The organism is Streptomyces sp. NPDC056144 (assembly GCF_042264145.1).
Lineage (GTDB): Bacteria > Actinomycetota > Actinomycetes > Streptomycetales > Streptomycetaceae > Streptomyces.
The window spans coordinates 244,399-259,460 of sequence record NZ_JBHJVF010000002.1; the positions used below are offsets into that span (position 1 = coordinate 244,399).

Here is a 15,062-nt window from a genome sequence, read left to right on the forward strand (position 1 = left end):
CGACGCACCCTATGAGGTTGAGCTCCACAGATCATCCAACCTGCTTAGAATGGCGGCCTGTTGTTCGGATTTTCGTCGAGATATCAGGGGGAGACGAGAAATGGACGGCGCCGGTCCGGACAGATCCCCGTCGCATGCCGGGTCCACGCGGGACCAGGGCAGTGTGGCCACCAGGACCGCGCGGGGCATCCTGCTGGCCGCGCTGGGCTGTTACCTGGGGATCACGTTCCTCAACCTGCTCTCCCTGTCGCTCGACGCGTACGGCCTGAGCCTCGCGGTGATCTGCCTGACGCTGGTGTTCCTGTTACAGCTGCGGCACTCCGCTCCCGGCATCGACACGGCACGCACCCGCACCAACATCCTCACCCTGGCCGCCCAGGGCGCGCTGACCTACCTGCCGCTGGTGTGGTTCGGGGTGTACTGGGGGGCGATGGCGGGGTTCTTCGCCGGCTCGGTGCTGCTGGTCCTGCGGACCGGGGCGGCGGGCTGGACGCTGTACGGGCTGACGGCGCTGAGCATGGCGGTGACCGGCTACCTCAACGGCCGGGGTGCCGTCGACATCGCCTACCTGGCGCAGACGACCGCGCTGACGGGTCTGGTCGTCTACGGTCTGAGCCGTCTGACGGCGCTGGTCGACCAGCTGCACAAGGCCCGCGCGGACCTGGCGTGGCTGGCGGTCAGCAACGAGCAGTTACGGTTCTCCCGCGACCTGCACGACCTGCTCGGGTACAGCCTGTCCGCGGTGACGCTCAAGAGCGAGCTGATCCGCCGCCTGATCCCGGCCCATCCCGACCGGGCGTGCGAGGAGGTCGACGAGGTCCTCGTCGTCTCCCGTCAGGCGCTGGCCGACGTACGGCGGGTGGCGAGCGGCTACCGGGAGATGTCCCTGGCCTCGGAGCTGACCTCGGCCGCCTCCGTGCTGGCCGCCGCCGACATCGACGTCACCGTCGACACCCAGGACGCCATCGACCATCTGGGCCGGGTGACCTCGACCGTGCTGGCCACGGTGCTGCGTGAGGGCGTCACCAACCTGCTGCGGCACTCCAAGGCCGAACGCTGCTGGATATCGGCCCGCGTCGAGGACGAGGTCGTACGGCTGTCGATCGCCAACGACGGCCTGGTCGCCGGCTCCCACCCGCCGTCCCCGCACAGCGGCAGCGGCCTGGGCAACCTGAAGCGGCGCCTGGAGGACATCGGCGGCCGGCTGACCGCCCAGGGCGTCACCTGCTCCCCCGCCGGCACCGGTGAGAGCGAGGAACTGTTCCGGCTCACGGCCGAGGCACCGGTCAGGCAGCACGACCCCGCGCCCCGCACACCGGCCTGACCCGCCCCCTCCCCCTCCCTTTCTTCTTGTTCTTCTGCGCCGCGGCCCGTGAGCCGCGTGGCGTACGCAGCCTTGTCAGCGGCTGGTTTCGACAGTTTCCCGGTAAGTGAAAGAACGGTGGACGGCGACGATGATCCGGATCCTCCTGGCCGAAGACATGCACATGGTCCGTGGCGCTCTGGTGGCCCTGCTCAATCTGGAGGACGACCTCGAGGTGGTCGCCGAGCTCGAACGCGGCGACCAGATCCTCGGCCTGGCACGCGAGCACCGGCCGGACGTGGCCATCATCGACATCGACCTGCCCGGCATGGACGGGCTGAGCGCGGCCGAGCTCCTCCACGAGCGCCTGCCGGAGTGCCGCACGCTGATCCTCACCAGCCTCGGCCGGCCCGGCACGCTGCGCCGGGCGATGTCCGCGCACGTGTCGGGGTTCCTCCTCAAGGACGCCCCGCCCAGCGACCTGGCCCAGGCCGTGCGGCGGATCGCGTCGGGCCAGCGGGTCATCGACCCGCAACTGGCCCTGGCCGCCTGGGGCGGCAGTGAGAGCCCGCTGACGATACGGGAGACCGAGGTGCTGCAGATGGCCGCGCAGGGCTCCGAACCGCAGGAGATGGCCGCCCAGCTGCACCTGTCGGTCGGCACCGTACGCAACTACCTCACCACGGTCGTCACCAAGCTGAACGCCCGCAACCGCGTCGACGCCATCCGCATCGCCCGCGAGTCGGGCTGGCTCGTCTGACCCAGGCCGGGCTGTCCGGCCGGGCGGGTGCGCGGCGGTTGTCCCGGGCTGGTTGTCAGGGGGTGGTGACGGTCATGCCGGCGCCGGCGAGGTGGGCGAGGACCGCCAGGGTCAGTTCGGCCGGCAGCGGCGCCACCTCCACCAGGGCGTCGGGCGTCGTCGGCCACGCCAGCAGCGACACCACCCACATCGCCTCGGGCCGGTGGATCTCCACCCGGTGCTCCAGGCCCCGGCACTCCAGCCAGAACGCGTTGCCGCGCACCGTGATCGTCGCCCCCGCCCGCAAGGCGACCGTGCGCTGCGGCGGCACCATGGCCGGGACGAAGCGGGCGGTGCGGCGGGCCGGCACGACGGACAGGACCGGTCCTTTGAGGTCTTCCATGGACAGGGTCCTGATCACCAGGTGGGAGATGTCCCGCAGCACCGACAGGACCGCGGTGTAGCCGTCCTGTCCGGCCGGCAGGGTGTCGTCGGCGGGCGGCAGGAGGTTCGCGAGGCGGATGGGCCCCAGCTCCATGCGGTGCAGCGCCTCGGCGACGACACTGGCCGGTGCCTCGATGCGTTCGGTGCCCTGCGGGCCGCTCAGCAGCAGCGCCTGACCTTCCTCGTCCCACCCGACGGCCGTGTCCTCGTGCAGTGACCACAGATGGTGCAGACGCAAGGGGGCGTCTTCGGGGGCGGGAATCATGACCGGCACACCTCCTCGGGCTGACGGAGCCGACGGCCGACAGGCTGGCTCCTCCCCCGCGGATACGCTCACGCTCTTCAGTATGAACGCGCTTGCCGTGCGTTCAGCAGCGATGGACTCACACCGAAAACGTGAGGAAATCATGGGGTCTTGACGGTGACAGGGACGGGGGCTGGGCTGGGGGTCAGGGCCGCGGTGAACCGGTACAGGACGAAGCGGGCGCGCTTGAGGACCAGGGTCATGAGCGGGCTTGCGGAGCGTTCCACGGTGTCTCCCTCAAGAAATGGGGCGGGGGGACGGCGGGACGCGGGGATCCGGGGAGGTGCGGGTGTCGCGCCGTCGGGACGGGACCACCGTGGCGCAGGTGACCGGGCGCGGGACTTGAGCCGGACTTGAGCGGGAGCTGAGCGGGAGTTGGCCGGGGCTTGAGCGGGGGCCCCAGCGGGGCCGGCGGCTCAGGCCGCCGCCACGGCGGCCGGGGCGGGGGTACGGGTGCTGCGGGTGCGGGGGGTGGTGGCGCGGTCGTCGCCGGCTGCCTGGAGGCATTCCTCGAAGAAGCCGAGGGCGCGCAGGTGGTAGGAGCGGGCGGCGTGGCCGAGGCTGATGTTGTGGCCGGCGCCGGCCTGGCGTTCGACCTTCAGGACGGGGGTGCCACAGAGCCGGGCGGTGAGGTCGGCGAGGTGCGGCTCGTCGTGTTTCCACCAGGCCTCGTGCTCGGCGAAGGTGAGGCGCAGCGGGAGGGTGATGCGGGGGGCGAGGTCGTCGAACATGTCGGGCCACAGCGGTACTTCGGCGCCTTCGCGGGCGGGGGTGGGGGCGATGAGGGTCTCGGCGTCGCGGAAGGTTCCGGTCGGGTAGAGGGCGAGGGGGCCCCAGTTGCGTTCCCATTCCAGGTGGCGGCGCAGGCGGCGGTGGGCGGCGGGATCGGAGCCGTAGCGGTGGCCGGTGCCGGAGGCGTCCAGGGCGAGGAGGAGGCCGGGGTGGCGGGCGGCGGTGGTGAGGGCGAGTTTCCCGCCGTAGGAGTGGGCCAGGAGGAAGAAGCCCTGGCCGGTGGGGTGGTTGTGGGCGAAGGCGTCAAGGGCGTCGCTGAGGACGTCGGCCTGTTCGGTGAGGGTCAGGCCGTCGGGTGCCTGTGCGGCGCTGTGGCCGTAGCCGGGGCGGTCCAGGGCGAGGACGGTGAAGCCGAGGCGGGCGCCGAGGGCGAGGAGGGACAGGTCGGGGTGGGCCTGGCCGTCGAAGTAGCCGGCGCGCATGCCGCCGCCGTGGACGGCGACGATGACCGCCTTGGGCGGGTGGGCGGCGGGCTGGGCGAGGAGTCCTGAGAGGGTCAGGCCTCCGGCGTCGAGCAGGAGCGGGCGTACGCCGGCGGAGTGGGTCCGCGGCGGTGGGGTGGTGCCGGTCCTGGACGCGCGCATGGGTGGTGGTCCTTGTCGCTGGGCGGTGCGGTCAGGGTGGTGAGGGCGTACGGGGTGGTGAGGTGTACGGGGGTGGTGGGCCGGCTGCCGGGGTGCCCCGCAAAGGGGTGCGCCCCGGCTCGTCGGGCCCGTGCGCGCCAGGGAGCGTGTCAGGCGAGCTGGCGGGCGAAGGTGGCCATGTCGAAGTAGAGGGTCTCGTCGATCAGGACGTCGCCGTCGAAGTGGAAGAAGACGGCGACGGGGGCCTCGACGGTCTTGCCGCGGTTGGGTATGCCGCGCCAGTCGGCCTCCTGCTTGGCGCGCATCTGCGCCTCCAGGATGACGGCGGTCGGGGTGTGGTGGACGTGGAAGAGGTCGTGCTCGGGGTTGGGGAAGGCCCGCTGGAGCTCGGCGAAGTAGCCCTTCTTGATGGCCTCCTCGCCGATGAAGGGGCTCTCCTCGTAGGCCATGACGCGGTAGACGCCGCCGCGGGGGAAGGTGGCGAGGACGCCGTCGATGTCCCAGGCGGACTCGGCGATGGTGTGCTCGGCGACGACGGCCTCGCGCTTCTTGCGCAGTTCGGCGTCGGGAGCGGGGAGATCGGCGCCGGGCAGCTTGAACTCGTGCTCGGAGGACATACGGGCTCCTTGGGACGTCGGCCGTTTCGGGCCTGTGGCTTGTTCGGTTCGGTTCGTCGCCGACGTTAGGGCGGCCCGCTCGTCTGTCCCTCGGCTGTGCCTCGCAGCGCGCTGGAGCCAGCGTGGCGGTGTGTGGTGGCCGGTTTTCGTCAGGGCGCCGACCTGCCCGTACACCGCTGCTCAAGGCGGGCTCCAGTCGTACGCCCATCGTGGTGTTCCACGGTGTGTTCCCGAAGCCCCCTGCAAGCGGTACGGCGGGGGCCGGCGGCCTGGTGCGCCGTTCTCACTCAACCGGCAAGGGAGACAGTATGGAACGCCCGCGTCCGTCGGTGGACAACCTCTACGGGTTGCTCATGGGGCCCGCGGCCACTTTTCCGGACAAGCCCGCGGTGGTGGAGGCGGACGGGGAAGGGGTCCTGCGCGAGGTCTCCTACGGTGCTCTGGACACGCTGGTCCACCAGTACGCGGCCGTCCTTGACTCGCTGGGTCTGGATGTCGGTGACCGTGTCGTGGTGGAGGCGAACACGTCCGCGGCGTCGGTCGCGGTGCTGCTGGCCTGCTCGCTGCTGGGTCTGCCGTTCGTGACGGTGAGCCCGCAGACGCCCGATTCCCGCCTGGCGACGATCGTGGACGCGGTCGGTCCCGCCCTCCTGGCGCGTGCCGAGGACCTGCCCGTGCGGCAGGCGGTGGCGACGGAGGGCGCCGCCCGGTTCGGACCGGGCGGGCTGGTGGTGGAGCGGGCGCCGCAGCGCCGGGTGCGCCGCCGGCGTGCGGTGCTGGCCGGGGACACGGCGTACATCGTGTTCACGTCCGGGTCGACGGGCCGCCCCAAGGGGGTGGTGATGAGTCACCGCTCGATCGTGGCGTTCCTGCGCGCGATGGTGCATGACCGGCTGGCCGGGCCTGAGGACCGGGTGGCGAGCACTTCGCCGCTCCAGTTCGACTTCGCGCTGTTCGGGATCGGTGTGGCGCTGGCCAGTGGCGCGGCGCTGGTGCCGGTCAGGCGTGAGGACCTGTCCTCGCCGCGGCGCATGACCGGCTTCCTGAAGGAGGCGGGCGTGACGCAGGTCCACGGTGTTCCCTCGCTGTGGCGGCCGGTGCTGCGCCACGATCCGGAGCTGCTGAAGGAGCTGGGGGATCTGACGTCGGTGGTCTTCGCGGGCGAGGAGTTCCCCGTCCCGGAGCTGCGCCGGCTGCAGGAGTGGCTGCCCGGTGTCCGGGTCGTCAACGGCTACGGGGCGACGGAGTCGATGGCCGCCTCCTTCACCGAGGTTCCCTCCCCGCTGCCCGCGGGGGTGGAGCGTTTGTCGATCGGGCACGCCCACACGGGTGCGGAGATGACGCTGGTGGACGAGCGGGGCGAGATCATCACCGAGCCGGGTCTGGTCGGCGAGATCTATCTGCGCAGCCCGTCGCTGTTCAGCGGCTACTGGAACGATCCCGTGGCCACCGCGAAGGTGCTGGTGGACGATCCGGTCGACCCGCGGCACGGGCAGAAGGTGCTGAAGACCGGTGACCTGGCCCGTCTGGAGGCCGACGGCGGCTGCTCGTTCGTGGGGCGCGCCGATTTCCAGGTGCAGATCCACGGCAACCGGGTGGAACTCGGCGACATCGAGGGCACGTTGACGCGGATCGACGGCGTGGGCGCGGCAGCCGCGCTGCTGGTGCCGCGGGCCGGTGACCACGTGCTGATCGCGGCCGTCGTCCTCAACACCCCCGACACCGCCGACGGTTCCGACGGCGCTGATGGCGCTGGTGGTTTCGATACGGCGGCGGCGCTGGCGTTCTGCGCGGCCGAGCTGCCCGCCTACATGGTGCCCCGGCTGGTCCGGGTGGTGCCGGAGCTTCCCCTGACCGAGAACGGCAAGGTCGACCGTGCCGTGCTCGCCACGACGCTGACGTCCCCGCGGGGGGCGTCCCCCGCACGCCACGCGACGAACGCGTGAAGACGCCCGCGTGAAGACGCTCGCGTGACAACGAATGCCTGAAGACGAACTTTTGAAGGAGTCTGACGTGACTTTCACTCTGTCCATCGGCCGGCGGGTCAAGCTCGCCGAGGTCGAGTCGACGGCCGCCGAGGCCGCTCCCGTGGCCATCGACGACACGGTCCGTTCCCGGGTGGCGACCTCCCGCGCGACGCTGGAGAAGTTCGTCGCCGAGGAGCGGGTCATCTACGGCGTGAACACCAGCATGGGCGGGTTCGTCAACTATCTGGTGCCGGTCACGATGGCCCGGCAGCTCCAGGAGAACCTGCTGAACGCGGTCGCGACGAACGTGGGCGACCACCTGGACGACACGACGGTGCGGGCGATCATGACCTCGCGGATCGTGTCGCTGTCGCGGGGGAACTCGGCGATCTCGCTGAAGAACCTGGAGAAGCTGATCGCGATCCGCAACTCCGGGGTGATCCCGTGCGTGCCGGAGAAGGGTTCGCTGGGCACGAGCGGCGACCTGGGGCCGCTGGCCGCGATCGCGCTGGTGTGCATAGGCCAGGGCAAGGCGCGGCTGAACGGTGAGGTCCTGCCCGGCGCCGAGGCGCTTGAGCGCGTGGGCATCGAGCCGATGGAGCTGTCCTTCAAGGAGGGCCTGGCGCTGATCAACGGCACGTCGGGCATGGTGGGCCTGGGCAGTATCAACATCGCCAAGGCCCGGCGGCTCCTCGACACCTACCTGCTGGTGTCGGCGCTGTCGGTCGAGGGCCTCGCGGGCAAGACGAAGCCGTTCGACCCGCGGGTCCACGCTCTCAAGCCCCACAAGGGCCAGCAGCACGTGGCCCGGTTCCTCTACGAGACGCTGGCCGAGTCCACGCTGGCCGTCGACGAGCTGGACACCGAGCACCTGCTGTCGGGCGAGATGGGCGACACCGCGAAGGCGGGGTCGAAGTCCATCGAGGACGCCTACTCGGTGCGGTGCACGCCGCAGATCCTCGGGCCGGTCGTGGACAGCCTCGCGCAGATCGAGCAGGTCGTCGAGGACGAGCTGAACTCCTCCAACGACAACCCGCTGATCGACCCCGACGAGGCGGAGGTGTTCCACAACGGGCACTTCCACGGCCAGTACGTGGCCATGGCCATGGACCACCTCGCGATCGCGATGACGACGCTGATGAACCTCTCCAACCGGCGCGTCGACCGGTTCCTGGACAAGTCCAACAGCGAGGGCCTGCCGGCGTTCCTGTGCCAGGAGAACCCGGGCCTGCGGCTGGGGCTGATGGGCGGTCAGTTCATGACCGCGTCGCTGACCGCGGAGACCCGGGCGAAGTCCATGCCGATCTCCATCCAGTCGCTGACCTCGACCGGTGACTTCCAGGACATCGTGTCCTTCGGGTTCGTCGCCGCCCGCCGCGCGGCCGAGGTCCTGGACAACGTCGCCTACGTCGTCGCCTTCGAGCTGCTGTGCGCGGCGCAGGCCGTCGACATCCGCGGGATCGAGGGCCTCTCGCCGGCGACGCGCCGGCTGTACGAGGCGACGCGTGAGGTGGTCCCGTACCTCGACCACGACGTGACGATCACCGACTACGTGGAGGAGCTCGCCAAGCGTCTCCTGTCCGAGCCGGGTCTGGGCTGATACCGCCATGCCCACCGCCCCCACGTCTTCGCCCCCCTCCCCCGCCTCCACGTCTTCCTCCCCCTCCCCCGCGCTCTCCTCTGCCGCCTTCCCTGGGGCGAGGGTGTTCGACGCGCTGAGCGGTGCGCCGGCCGTCGAGCGGACCGCTTCGGGTACCCGTGTCACGCTGCGGGTGCCCGTGGAGCGGGCGCGGGCGCAGATGACCGGTCACTATCCGGGGTTTCCGATCTTTCCCGGGGTGCTGCTGGTCGACTGTGTGCGTCAGGCCGCCGGCCTTGCGGCGGGGGGCGAGGTGCGGCTGGTGAGCATCGACCGGGCGCGTTTCGCCCGCCCGTTGTTCCCCGGTGACGAGCTGGGCCTGTCCTTGCTGGTGACCACGCGCGAGGACGGCCGGCTCGCGGTTCGGGCGCGGGGGGTGCGGGCGGACGGTGAACTCGCGGCGGATGTGTCACTGACGCTGGCGCTGGAGGGGGCGGGGTCCGGTGCTTGATCACAGCGAGATCCGCAGGCGGCTTCGGCAGCGGCCTCCGATGCTTCTGCTGGACACGGTGCGGGAGTTCACCCCGCCCGGCTCTCTGGTGGCGACGAAGGCGGTCACGGGCGGCGAGGACTGTTACCGGGAGGTCGCCGAGGGCGCGGGAAGCGGCGCGTTCGCCTATCCGCAGGTGCTGCTCCTGGAGTCGTTCGGGCAGGCGGTGTCGCTGCTGTGGTCGCTGGCCGGGCTCGGTCCGGCCGAGGAGATCCCGCTGATGGTCGGTGTCCGTGACCTGCGCTACGAGTCGGCCGCGCTGCCCGGTGACGTGCTGGAGCACCATGTGCGGCTCGTGCACCGTTCGGGTGCGGTCAACGAGTTCGCCGGCGAGAGCCGGGTGGGCGGGCGGACGGTGGTGAGCGTGGGTTCGATGCTCGTCGTGTCCCGGCCGCCGGCAACCCTGCTCCCCTCTGCCCCCGAGCCTGCCGTTTCCGCGTAACACCCGTATTCCGTATGCCGTTTCGAGATGTGAAGGACTGTCCTGATGAACGACATCGACAACGCGCTCGACCGTGTCCGCGCCATCGTCGCGGAGATCCTGGTCCTTGCTCCGGAGGAAGTCGACGACACCGCGGATCTCTTCGACCAGTACCTGGCCGACTCGCTGAACCTGATCGAGATCGTCGCCCGGGTGGAGAAGCAGCACGGCGTGGTGCTGCCCGTGGACGAGCTGCCGCGGGCGCGGACGATCGCCGCGCTGCACGAGCTGCTGACCCGGCAGACGGTCTGAGCGTCGCCCCGGGCGGCCTCACCTACCCCTTCCTTCGCTTTCCCGGAAGACATCCAGGAGCCAGCCAGTGACGATCCCGACCCGCCAGGCGACCGCGCCGGGCTCTGTTGCCGTGCGTGCCGTGCGCGGCGCGATCCAGGTCGCCTGCGACGACCCCGTAGCCATCGAGCAGGCAACCGTGGAGCTGCTTGAGGAGATCCTCGGGCGCAACGCCCTGGTCGACGACGATCTGATCAGCATCGTCTTCACCACCACCGACGACCTGCGCTCGGCGTTCCCGGCGGCCGCGGCCAGGAAGCTGGGGCTGACCGATGTGCCGCTGCTGTGCACCGGCGAGATCGCGGTCCCGGGCTCGCTGGCCCGGGTCGTGCGGATCCTGCTGCACGCGCACAGTGACCGGCCCCGTGACGCGATCCGGCACGTCTACCTCGGCGGGGCGGCGGCGCTGCGCCCCGACCTCGCCCCCACCCCCGCGGCCTCCGTTGTCGCCGCGGGCGCTGTCCCCGTGTCCTTGCCTGTGCCCGGGCCGGTGCGTGCGCCGGTGCCGGTCCTCGCGTCGGTGCCTGTCCTGGCCGCCGCTCCCGCCCCGGTGCCAGGGGCTGATTCCCCTCTCCCCCTAGGAGCATGATCATGTCCGCGATGCCTGTCGCATCACCCGTTCGTGAACACGAGCTGAGACCTGTCGAACCCGCCGCCGGTGGTGGTGGTCCGGCGGCCGGGCTCCCCGGCGCCACCGGCGCCACCGCCACCGCTGTCGTCGCCGATCCGGCCGGCCTGGTGGCCGCGGAGCAGCAGCCGGTGTGGGCGGATGCGTCCCGTGCTGCCGCTGTGCGGGACGAGCTGACGGTCCGGCCCGGTCTGGTGGGGTTCGAGGAGGTGCAGATGCTGCGCCTGCTGATGGCGGGGGCGGCGGCGGGGACGTATCAGGTCGTCCAGGCCGGGGACTGTGCGGAGGATCCGGCCGAGTGCGGGCCGCTCGCGGTGAACCGGAAGATCGGTCTGATCGACGCGCTCGCGGGTGTCATGAAGGTCAACACCGGGCTGCCGGTGATCCGGATCGGGCGGATCGCCGGGCAGTTCGCCAAGCCGCGGAGCTCGCCCACCGAGGTCGTCGACGGGCGTGAGCTGCCGGTCTACCGGGGTCATCTGGTCAACGGGCCGGGCGCGACGGTGGAGGAGCGGCGGGCGGACGCGGAGCGGATGCTGGCCTGCTACGACGCGGCGAACCGTGCGACGTCGCTGCTGCGGCAGCGGATGGGTGCGTGGATGCCGCCGACGGGCGCGCCGGTGTGGACGAGTCACGAGGCGCTGGTCCTGGACTACGAGCGGTCGTTGCTGCGCCGTGCGGAGGGCGGGGAGCGGTATCTGGCGTCCACGCATCTGCCGTGGATCGGTGAGCGCACGCGGAGCCTTGAGGGTTCGCACGTGCGGCTGCTGTCGTCGGTGGCCAATCCGGTGGCGTGCAAGGTCGGTCCCTCGATGGGGGCGGCGGAGCTGGTCGAGCTGTGCGCGCGGCTGGATCCGGGCCGGGAGCCGGGCCGGCTGACGCTGATCGCGCGGATGGGTGCGTCGGTGGTGTCGGCGCGGCTGCCCGCTCTGGTCGAGGCGGTCGCCGAGGCGGGGCATCCGGTGGCGTGGCTGTGCGATCCGATGCACGGCAACACGATCAAGACGCCGGGCGGGTTGAAGACCCGGTCGGTGCAGACGGTGATCGAGGAGGTGGTGGGGTTCCAGCAGGCGGTCACGCAGGCGGGTGGGGTCGCGGCCGGTCTGCATCTGGAGAGTACGCCGGACGACGTGACCGAATGCGTGTGGAGCGAGGCCCAGACGGGCGATGTTCCCACGCGTTACACGACGCTGTGCGATCCGCGGCTCAATCCCCGGCAGGCCATCGCGGTGGCCGGGGCCTGGAGTGCGCTCTGAAGTGATCGGGGAGGTAATTGTTGATGTCCATCGCCTATCTGGGCCCGTCCGGCTCGTTCACGGAAGCAGCGTTGAACGGGCTGGGCGTGCCGGGCTCGACGGCGGTGCCGTATCCGACGGTCCGCCAGGCGCTCGACGCCGTCCGCCGTGGTGAGGCGGCGGCCGGCGTCGTGCCGTGGGAGAACTCGGTGGAGGGGTCGGTCACCGAGTCCGTCGATTCGCTCACTACGGGAAAGGACCTGGCCATCGTCGGAGAAACGTTGTTGCGGGTGGAGTTCGCGCTCGCTGTTCCCGCCGGGGGCGACCTCGGTACGGTGCGGGAGGTGGTGACGCATCCGGTCGCGCACGCCCAGTGCCGGGCATGGCTGCACACCCATCTGCCGCAGGCGGCGGTGGTGACGGCAGGGTCGACGGCGCAGGCGGCGCGGGATGTGGGTGCGTCGGGGGCGCCTGGCCGGGCGGCGATCGCGGCTCCGGGCACGCTGCGCCGCTACGGGCTTGAGGTCCTGGCGACGGGGATCGGGGACCGCCCGGACGCGGTGACCCGTTTCGTGAAGGTGGCCCGGCCGCCGGTGCCGGGAGCTCACCCGAGGGCCCATCCGACGGGGGTGGACCGCACGAGTCTGGTGGTGCCGCTGGCCGACCAGATGCAGCATCTGCACGCGGTACTGGAGGAGTTCGTACGTTCCAAGGTGCCGTTGACGGCCGTGCTGTCACGGCCCGGCGGTTTCGGCCTGGGCACGTACTCCTTCCTGCTGGAGTGCGAAGGGCACGTCGACGATCCCGGGGTCGGGTTCGTCGTCGCCGCGCTCGCCCGCCGGCACGCCGCGTTCGTGCTGGGCAGCTACCCCCGCGCCGACCAGCCGCCCCGCCCCGCACTCACCACCACCACCGTCAGCCGCTGAAACCCGCCCCTTCTCTCTTCATCTGCCCTGGGTCGGGTTGTCGGCTGTCTCCCGTGTGCCGCCCCCGGCCTGTCCTGGCCGGGGGCGGCACACTGCGTCCCGCCGGACCCTGCGGACCCCAGGGTGAGGGGGGGTCAGATGGGCTGGACGAGGCGGGCCAGTGCGGCTTCGACGACGGCGGTCTGTGCGGCGGGCGGTGCCTGGATCTGTTCGAGACGCCCTATCTCGATGGAGGAGTCCACGACGAACCGGCAGCGCTGCTCGTGCCGGGCGGCATAGGCCTTGAACGCGGCCGGAACGGTGTCGTGGTGGGCGAGTTCGGCGGCGAGGACGAGAGCGTCCTCGACCGCCAGGCCGGCGCCGGAGGCGAGCTGGGGGGTGGTGGGGTGGGCGGCGTCCCCGACGAGGATCACCCGCCCCCGGTACCAGGGGCCGGGCAGGTCGAAGGACTCCAGTGGCCGGTAGGCGATCTCGGTGTCCTCGCCGATCGCGTCCCGGAAGGCGGCCACGTGTCCGCCGTAGGGGGCGAGGAGTTCGGCGAGGGCGGCGGGCAGTTCGCCGGGGGTACGGATGCGGCGGGGGGTGCGTTCGACGACGAACATGTACATCTGGGTGGCCGACACCGGTGTCCAGCCGACCTTGACCGGTCCGCCGAGGAAGTAGTGCCGTCGGTCGACGCCGGGCGGGCGGGGCACGAACATCCGCCACACGCTCTGCCCGGTGTACTGGGGGCTGGGGGCGTGGGGGAAGATCTGGCGGCGGGTGCGTGAGGAGATGCCGTCCGCGCCGACGACCAGGTCGTAACGGCCCTGGGTGCGGTCGGAGAAGGTGACGGTGACCCCGGCGGTGTCCTGGACGAGGTCCTCGACGGACAGCCCGAACCGGGGCGTCACGCCGGCGGCCAGGACACGGCGGGAGAGGATCTTGTAGAGGACGGGGCGGCCGATGCCGCCGGAGCCGCGGACGGGTGAGCCGGGCGGCATGGGGGTGGGGATGTCCCGGATGTGGGTGCCGTCGACGGCGCAGACGCGGATGCCGTCGCCGGTGTAGCCCCGGGCGGCGACCTCCTCGTACACGCCGAGCTGGCCGAGAGCCCGCAGGGTGGGGCCGGTGATCGTCAGTCCGGCGCCGACGACGGTGAAGTCGGGCTGGATGTCGATGAGATCGACGTCCGCGCCACAACGCGCCAGCGTGATCGCCGCGGACATGCCGGCGATCCCGGCCCCCACTATCAGCACGCGGCGCGGTGCCTGCGAGGTCATCGTGGTCCTCCGGTCGTTCTCCGGTACGGGTCGGTGGTCATACGGCGCCCGCAGCCTTGCCAACAGCGCCCGCGGCGACGCGCGGGGCGTCGGTGGTCTTGTCCAGGGCGTCGGCGGCCTGGCGCAGGGCGTCTGCGCGGTCGGTGCGTTCCCAGGTGAAGTCGGGGACCTCGCGGCCGAAGTGGCCGTAGGCGGCGGTGGCGGCGTAGATGGGGCGGAGCAGGTCGAGGTCGCGGATGATGGCGGCCGGGCGGAGGTCGAAGACCTCGCTGATCGCCTGCTGGATGGTGGTGACGGGGACGGTTTCGGTGCCGAAGGTCTCGACGAACAGGCCGACGGGTTCGGCCTTGCCGATGGCGTAGGCGACCTGGACCTCGCAGCGTGAGGCGAGGTGGGCTGCGACGACGTTCTTGGCGACCCAGCGCATGGCGTAGGCGGCGGAGCGGTCGACCTTGGAGGGGTCCTTGCCGGAGAACGCGCCGCCGCCGTGGCGGGCCATGCCGCCGTAGGTGTCGATGATGATCTTGCGTCCGGTCAGGCCGGCGTCGCCCATCGGGCCGCCGATCTCGAAGCGGCCGGTCGGGTTGACCAGGAGGCGGTAGCCGTCGGTGTCGAGTTTGATGCCGTCGGCGGCGAGTTCGGCGAGGACGTGTTCGACGACGAACTCGCGGATGTCGGGAGTGAGAAGGGAGGCGAGGTCGATGCCGGAGGCGTGCTGGGAGGAGACGACGACGGTGTCGAGCCGGGTGGGCCGGTCGCCGTCGTAGGCGAGGGTGACCTGGGTCTTGCCGTCGGGCCGCAGGTAGGGGACGGTGCCGTTCTTGCGTACCTCGGTCAGGCGGCGCGAGAGGCGGTGGGCGAGGTCGACGGGCAGGGGCATCAGGGTGGGGGTCTCGCTGGAGGCGTAACCGAACATCAGGCCCTGGTCGCCGGCTCCCTGCCAGTCCAGACCGTCACCCGCGCCGGGGGCGCCCTCGACGCGGTGTTCCCAGGCGGTGTCGACGCCCTGGGCGATGTCGGGTGACTGGGCGCCGAGCGAGACGGAGATGCCGCAGGAGGCGCCGTCGAAGCCCTTGGTGGAGGAGTCGTAGCCGATGTCGAGGATCTTCGCCCTGACGAGGGCGGGGATGTCGACGCGGGCGGTGGTGGCGACCTCTCCGGCGATGTGGACCTGGCCGGTGGTGATGAGGGTTTCGACGGCGACGCGTGAGGTGGGGTCGAAGCGCAGGAACGCGTCGAGGATGGTGTCGCTGATCTGGTCGGCGATCTTGTCGGGATGTCCCTCGGTGACGGACTCCGAGGTGAACAGGCGGCTGGGCATGGTCCTCCCGTCGGACGGGGTCGGGATGGGGCCGGGATG

General features: G+C 71.4%; 14 protein-coding genes and 2 pseudogenes. 10 read left to right on the forward strand and 6 right to left on the reverse strand.

Translation table 11 applies throughout. The features are described 5' to 3' along the window. The first annotated feature begins 163 nt into the window (after positions 1–163). Together ACFC0Z_RS07640 and ACFC0Z_RS07645 are read left to right on the forward strand one after the other, a co-directional pair. Complete coding sequence (locus ACFC0Z_RS07640; protein WP_376433868.1) at positions 164–1,324, forward strand: sensor histidine kinase; 1,161 nt, start codon at positions 164–166, stop codon at positions 1,322–1,324. A 130-nt stretch (positions 1,325–1,454) separates the two neighbouring features. Next, positions 1,455–2,063: a response regulator transcription factor gene (locus ACFC0Z_RS07645; RefSeq protein WP_376433869.1), complete on the forward strand. Its 609-nt coding sequence runs from the start codon at positions 1,455–1,457 to the stop codon at positions 2,061–2,063. Positions 2,064–2,118: 55 nt separating this feature from the next. Here the strand turns inward: ACFC0Z_RS07645 and ACFC0Z_RS07650 are convergent, their stop codons facing one another. The 4 genes from ACFC0Z_RS07650 to ACFC0Z_RS07665 form a co-directional block, all read right to left on the reverse strand. Further along, positions 2,119–2,751, reverse strand: a complete 633-nt coding sequence (locus ACFC0Z_RS07650; RefSeq protein WP_376433871.1) for an NADH oxidase — start codon at positions 2,749–2,751, stop codon at positions 2,119–2,121. A 140-nt stretch (positions 2,752–2,891) separates the two neighbouring features. Beyond that, entirely contained in the window at positions 2,892–3,017 is a 126-nt protein-coding gene (locus ACFC0Z_RS07655; RefSeq protein ID WP_376433873.1) for a hypothetical protein, read from the reverse strand. Between the two features lie 189 nt (positions 3,018–3,206). After that, entirely contained in the window at positions 3,207–4,166 is a 960-nt protein-coding gene (locus ACFC0Z_RS07660) for an alpha/beta hydrolase (RefSeq protein ID WP_376433875.1), read from the reverse strand. 149 nt (positions 4,167–4,315) lie between these two features. Then, positions 4,316–4,783 (reverse strand): nuclear transport factor 2 family protein, encoded by a 468-nt coding sequence (locus ACFC0Z_RS07665; protein WP_360805835.1) that lies wholly within the window; start codon positions 4,781–4,783, stop codon positions 4,316–4,318. Between the two features lie 308 nt (positions 4,784–5,091). On the opposite strand from ACFC0Z_RS07665, the gene ACFC0Z_RS07670 reads away from it, so the two are divergent. From ACFC0Z_RS07670 to pheA, 8 genes and pseudogenes are all read left to right on the forward strand, one after another. Beyond that, positions 5,092–6,729, forward strand: a complete 1,638-nt coding sequence (locus ACFC0Z_RS07670; protein ID WP_376433877.1) for an AMP-binding protein — start codon at positions 5,092–5,094, stop codon at positions 6,727–6,729. Positions 6,730–6,796: 67 nt separating this feature from the next. Beyond that, the gene (locus ACFC0Z_RS07675; protein ID WP_376433879.1) at positions 6,797–8,350 is read left to right on the forward strand and encodes a phenylalanine aminomutase (D-beta-phenylalanine forming); all 1,554 of its coding nucleotides are present in this window, start codon (positions 6,797–6,799) and stop codon (positions 8,348–8,350) included. Between the two features lie 103 nt (positions 8,351–8,453). Then, complete coding sequence (locus ACFC0Z_RS07680; RefSeq protein WP_376433881.1) at positions 8,454–8,840, forward strand: 3-hydroxyacyl-ACP dehydratase FabZ family protein; 387 nt, start codon at positions 8,454–8,456, stop codon at positions 8,838–8,840. A gap of 40 nt (positions 8,841–8,880) precedes the next feature. Then, positions 8,881–9,321 carry a 3-hydroxyacyl-ACP dehydratase FabZ family protein gene (locus ACFC0Z_RS07685; RefSeq protein WP_376433883.1) on the forward strand — a complete coding sequence of 147 codons (441 nt, stop codon included), beginning with the start codon at positions 8,881–8,883 and terminating at the stop codon, positions 9,319–9,321. Positions 9,322–9,366: 45 nt separating this feature from the next. Continuing rightward, positions 9,367–9,612 (forward strand): acyl carrier protein, encoded by a 246-nt coding sequence (locus ACFC0Z_RS07690; RefSeq protein ID WP_376433885.1) that lies wholly within the window; start codon positions 9,367–9,369, stop codon positions 9,610–9,612. A 73-nt stretch (positions 9,613–9,685) separates the two neighbouring features. Continuing rightward, positions 9,686–10,075, forward strand: a pseudogene (aroH, locus tag ACFC0Z_RS07695) (chorismate mutase); the annotation flags it as partial. 167 nt (positions 10,076–10,242) lie between these two features. Then, positions 10,243–11,535, forward strand: a complete 1,293-nt coding sequence (locus ACFC0Z_RS07700) for a 3-deoxy-7-phosphoheptulonate synthase (protein ID WP_376433887.1) — start codon at positions 10,243–10,245, stop codon at positions 11,533–11,535. A 23-nt stretch (positions 11,536–11,558) separates the two neighbouring features. After that, on the forward strand, positions 11,559–12,440 hold the full coding sequence (gene pheA / locus ACFC0Z_RS07705) for a prephenate dehydratase (RefSeq protein WP_376433889.1): 882 nt from the start codon (positions 11,559–11,561) through the stop codon (positions 12,438–12,440). 134 nt (positions 12,441–12,574) lie between these two features. On the opposite strand, the gene ACFC0Z_RS07710 is transcribed toward pheA, so the two are convergent. Together ACFC0Z_RS07710 and metK are read right to left on the reverse strand one after the other, a co-directional pair. Further along, positions 12,575–13,702 carry an FAD-dependent monooxygenase gene (locus tag ACFC0Z_RS07710; RefSeq protein ID WP_376433891.1) on the reverse strand — a complete coding sequence of 376 codons (1,128 nt, stop codon included), beginning with the start codon at positions 13,700–13,702 and terminating at the stop codon, positions 12,575–12,577. A 112-nt stretch (positions 13,703–13,814) separates the two neighbouring features. Beyond that, positions 13,815–15,023: pseudogene (metK, locus tag ACFC0Z_RS07715) on the reverse strand (methionine adenosyltransferase); the annotation flags it as partial. Positions 15,024–15,062: the final 39 nt, after the last annotated feature.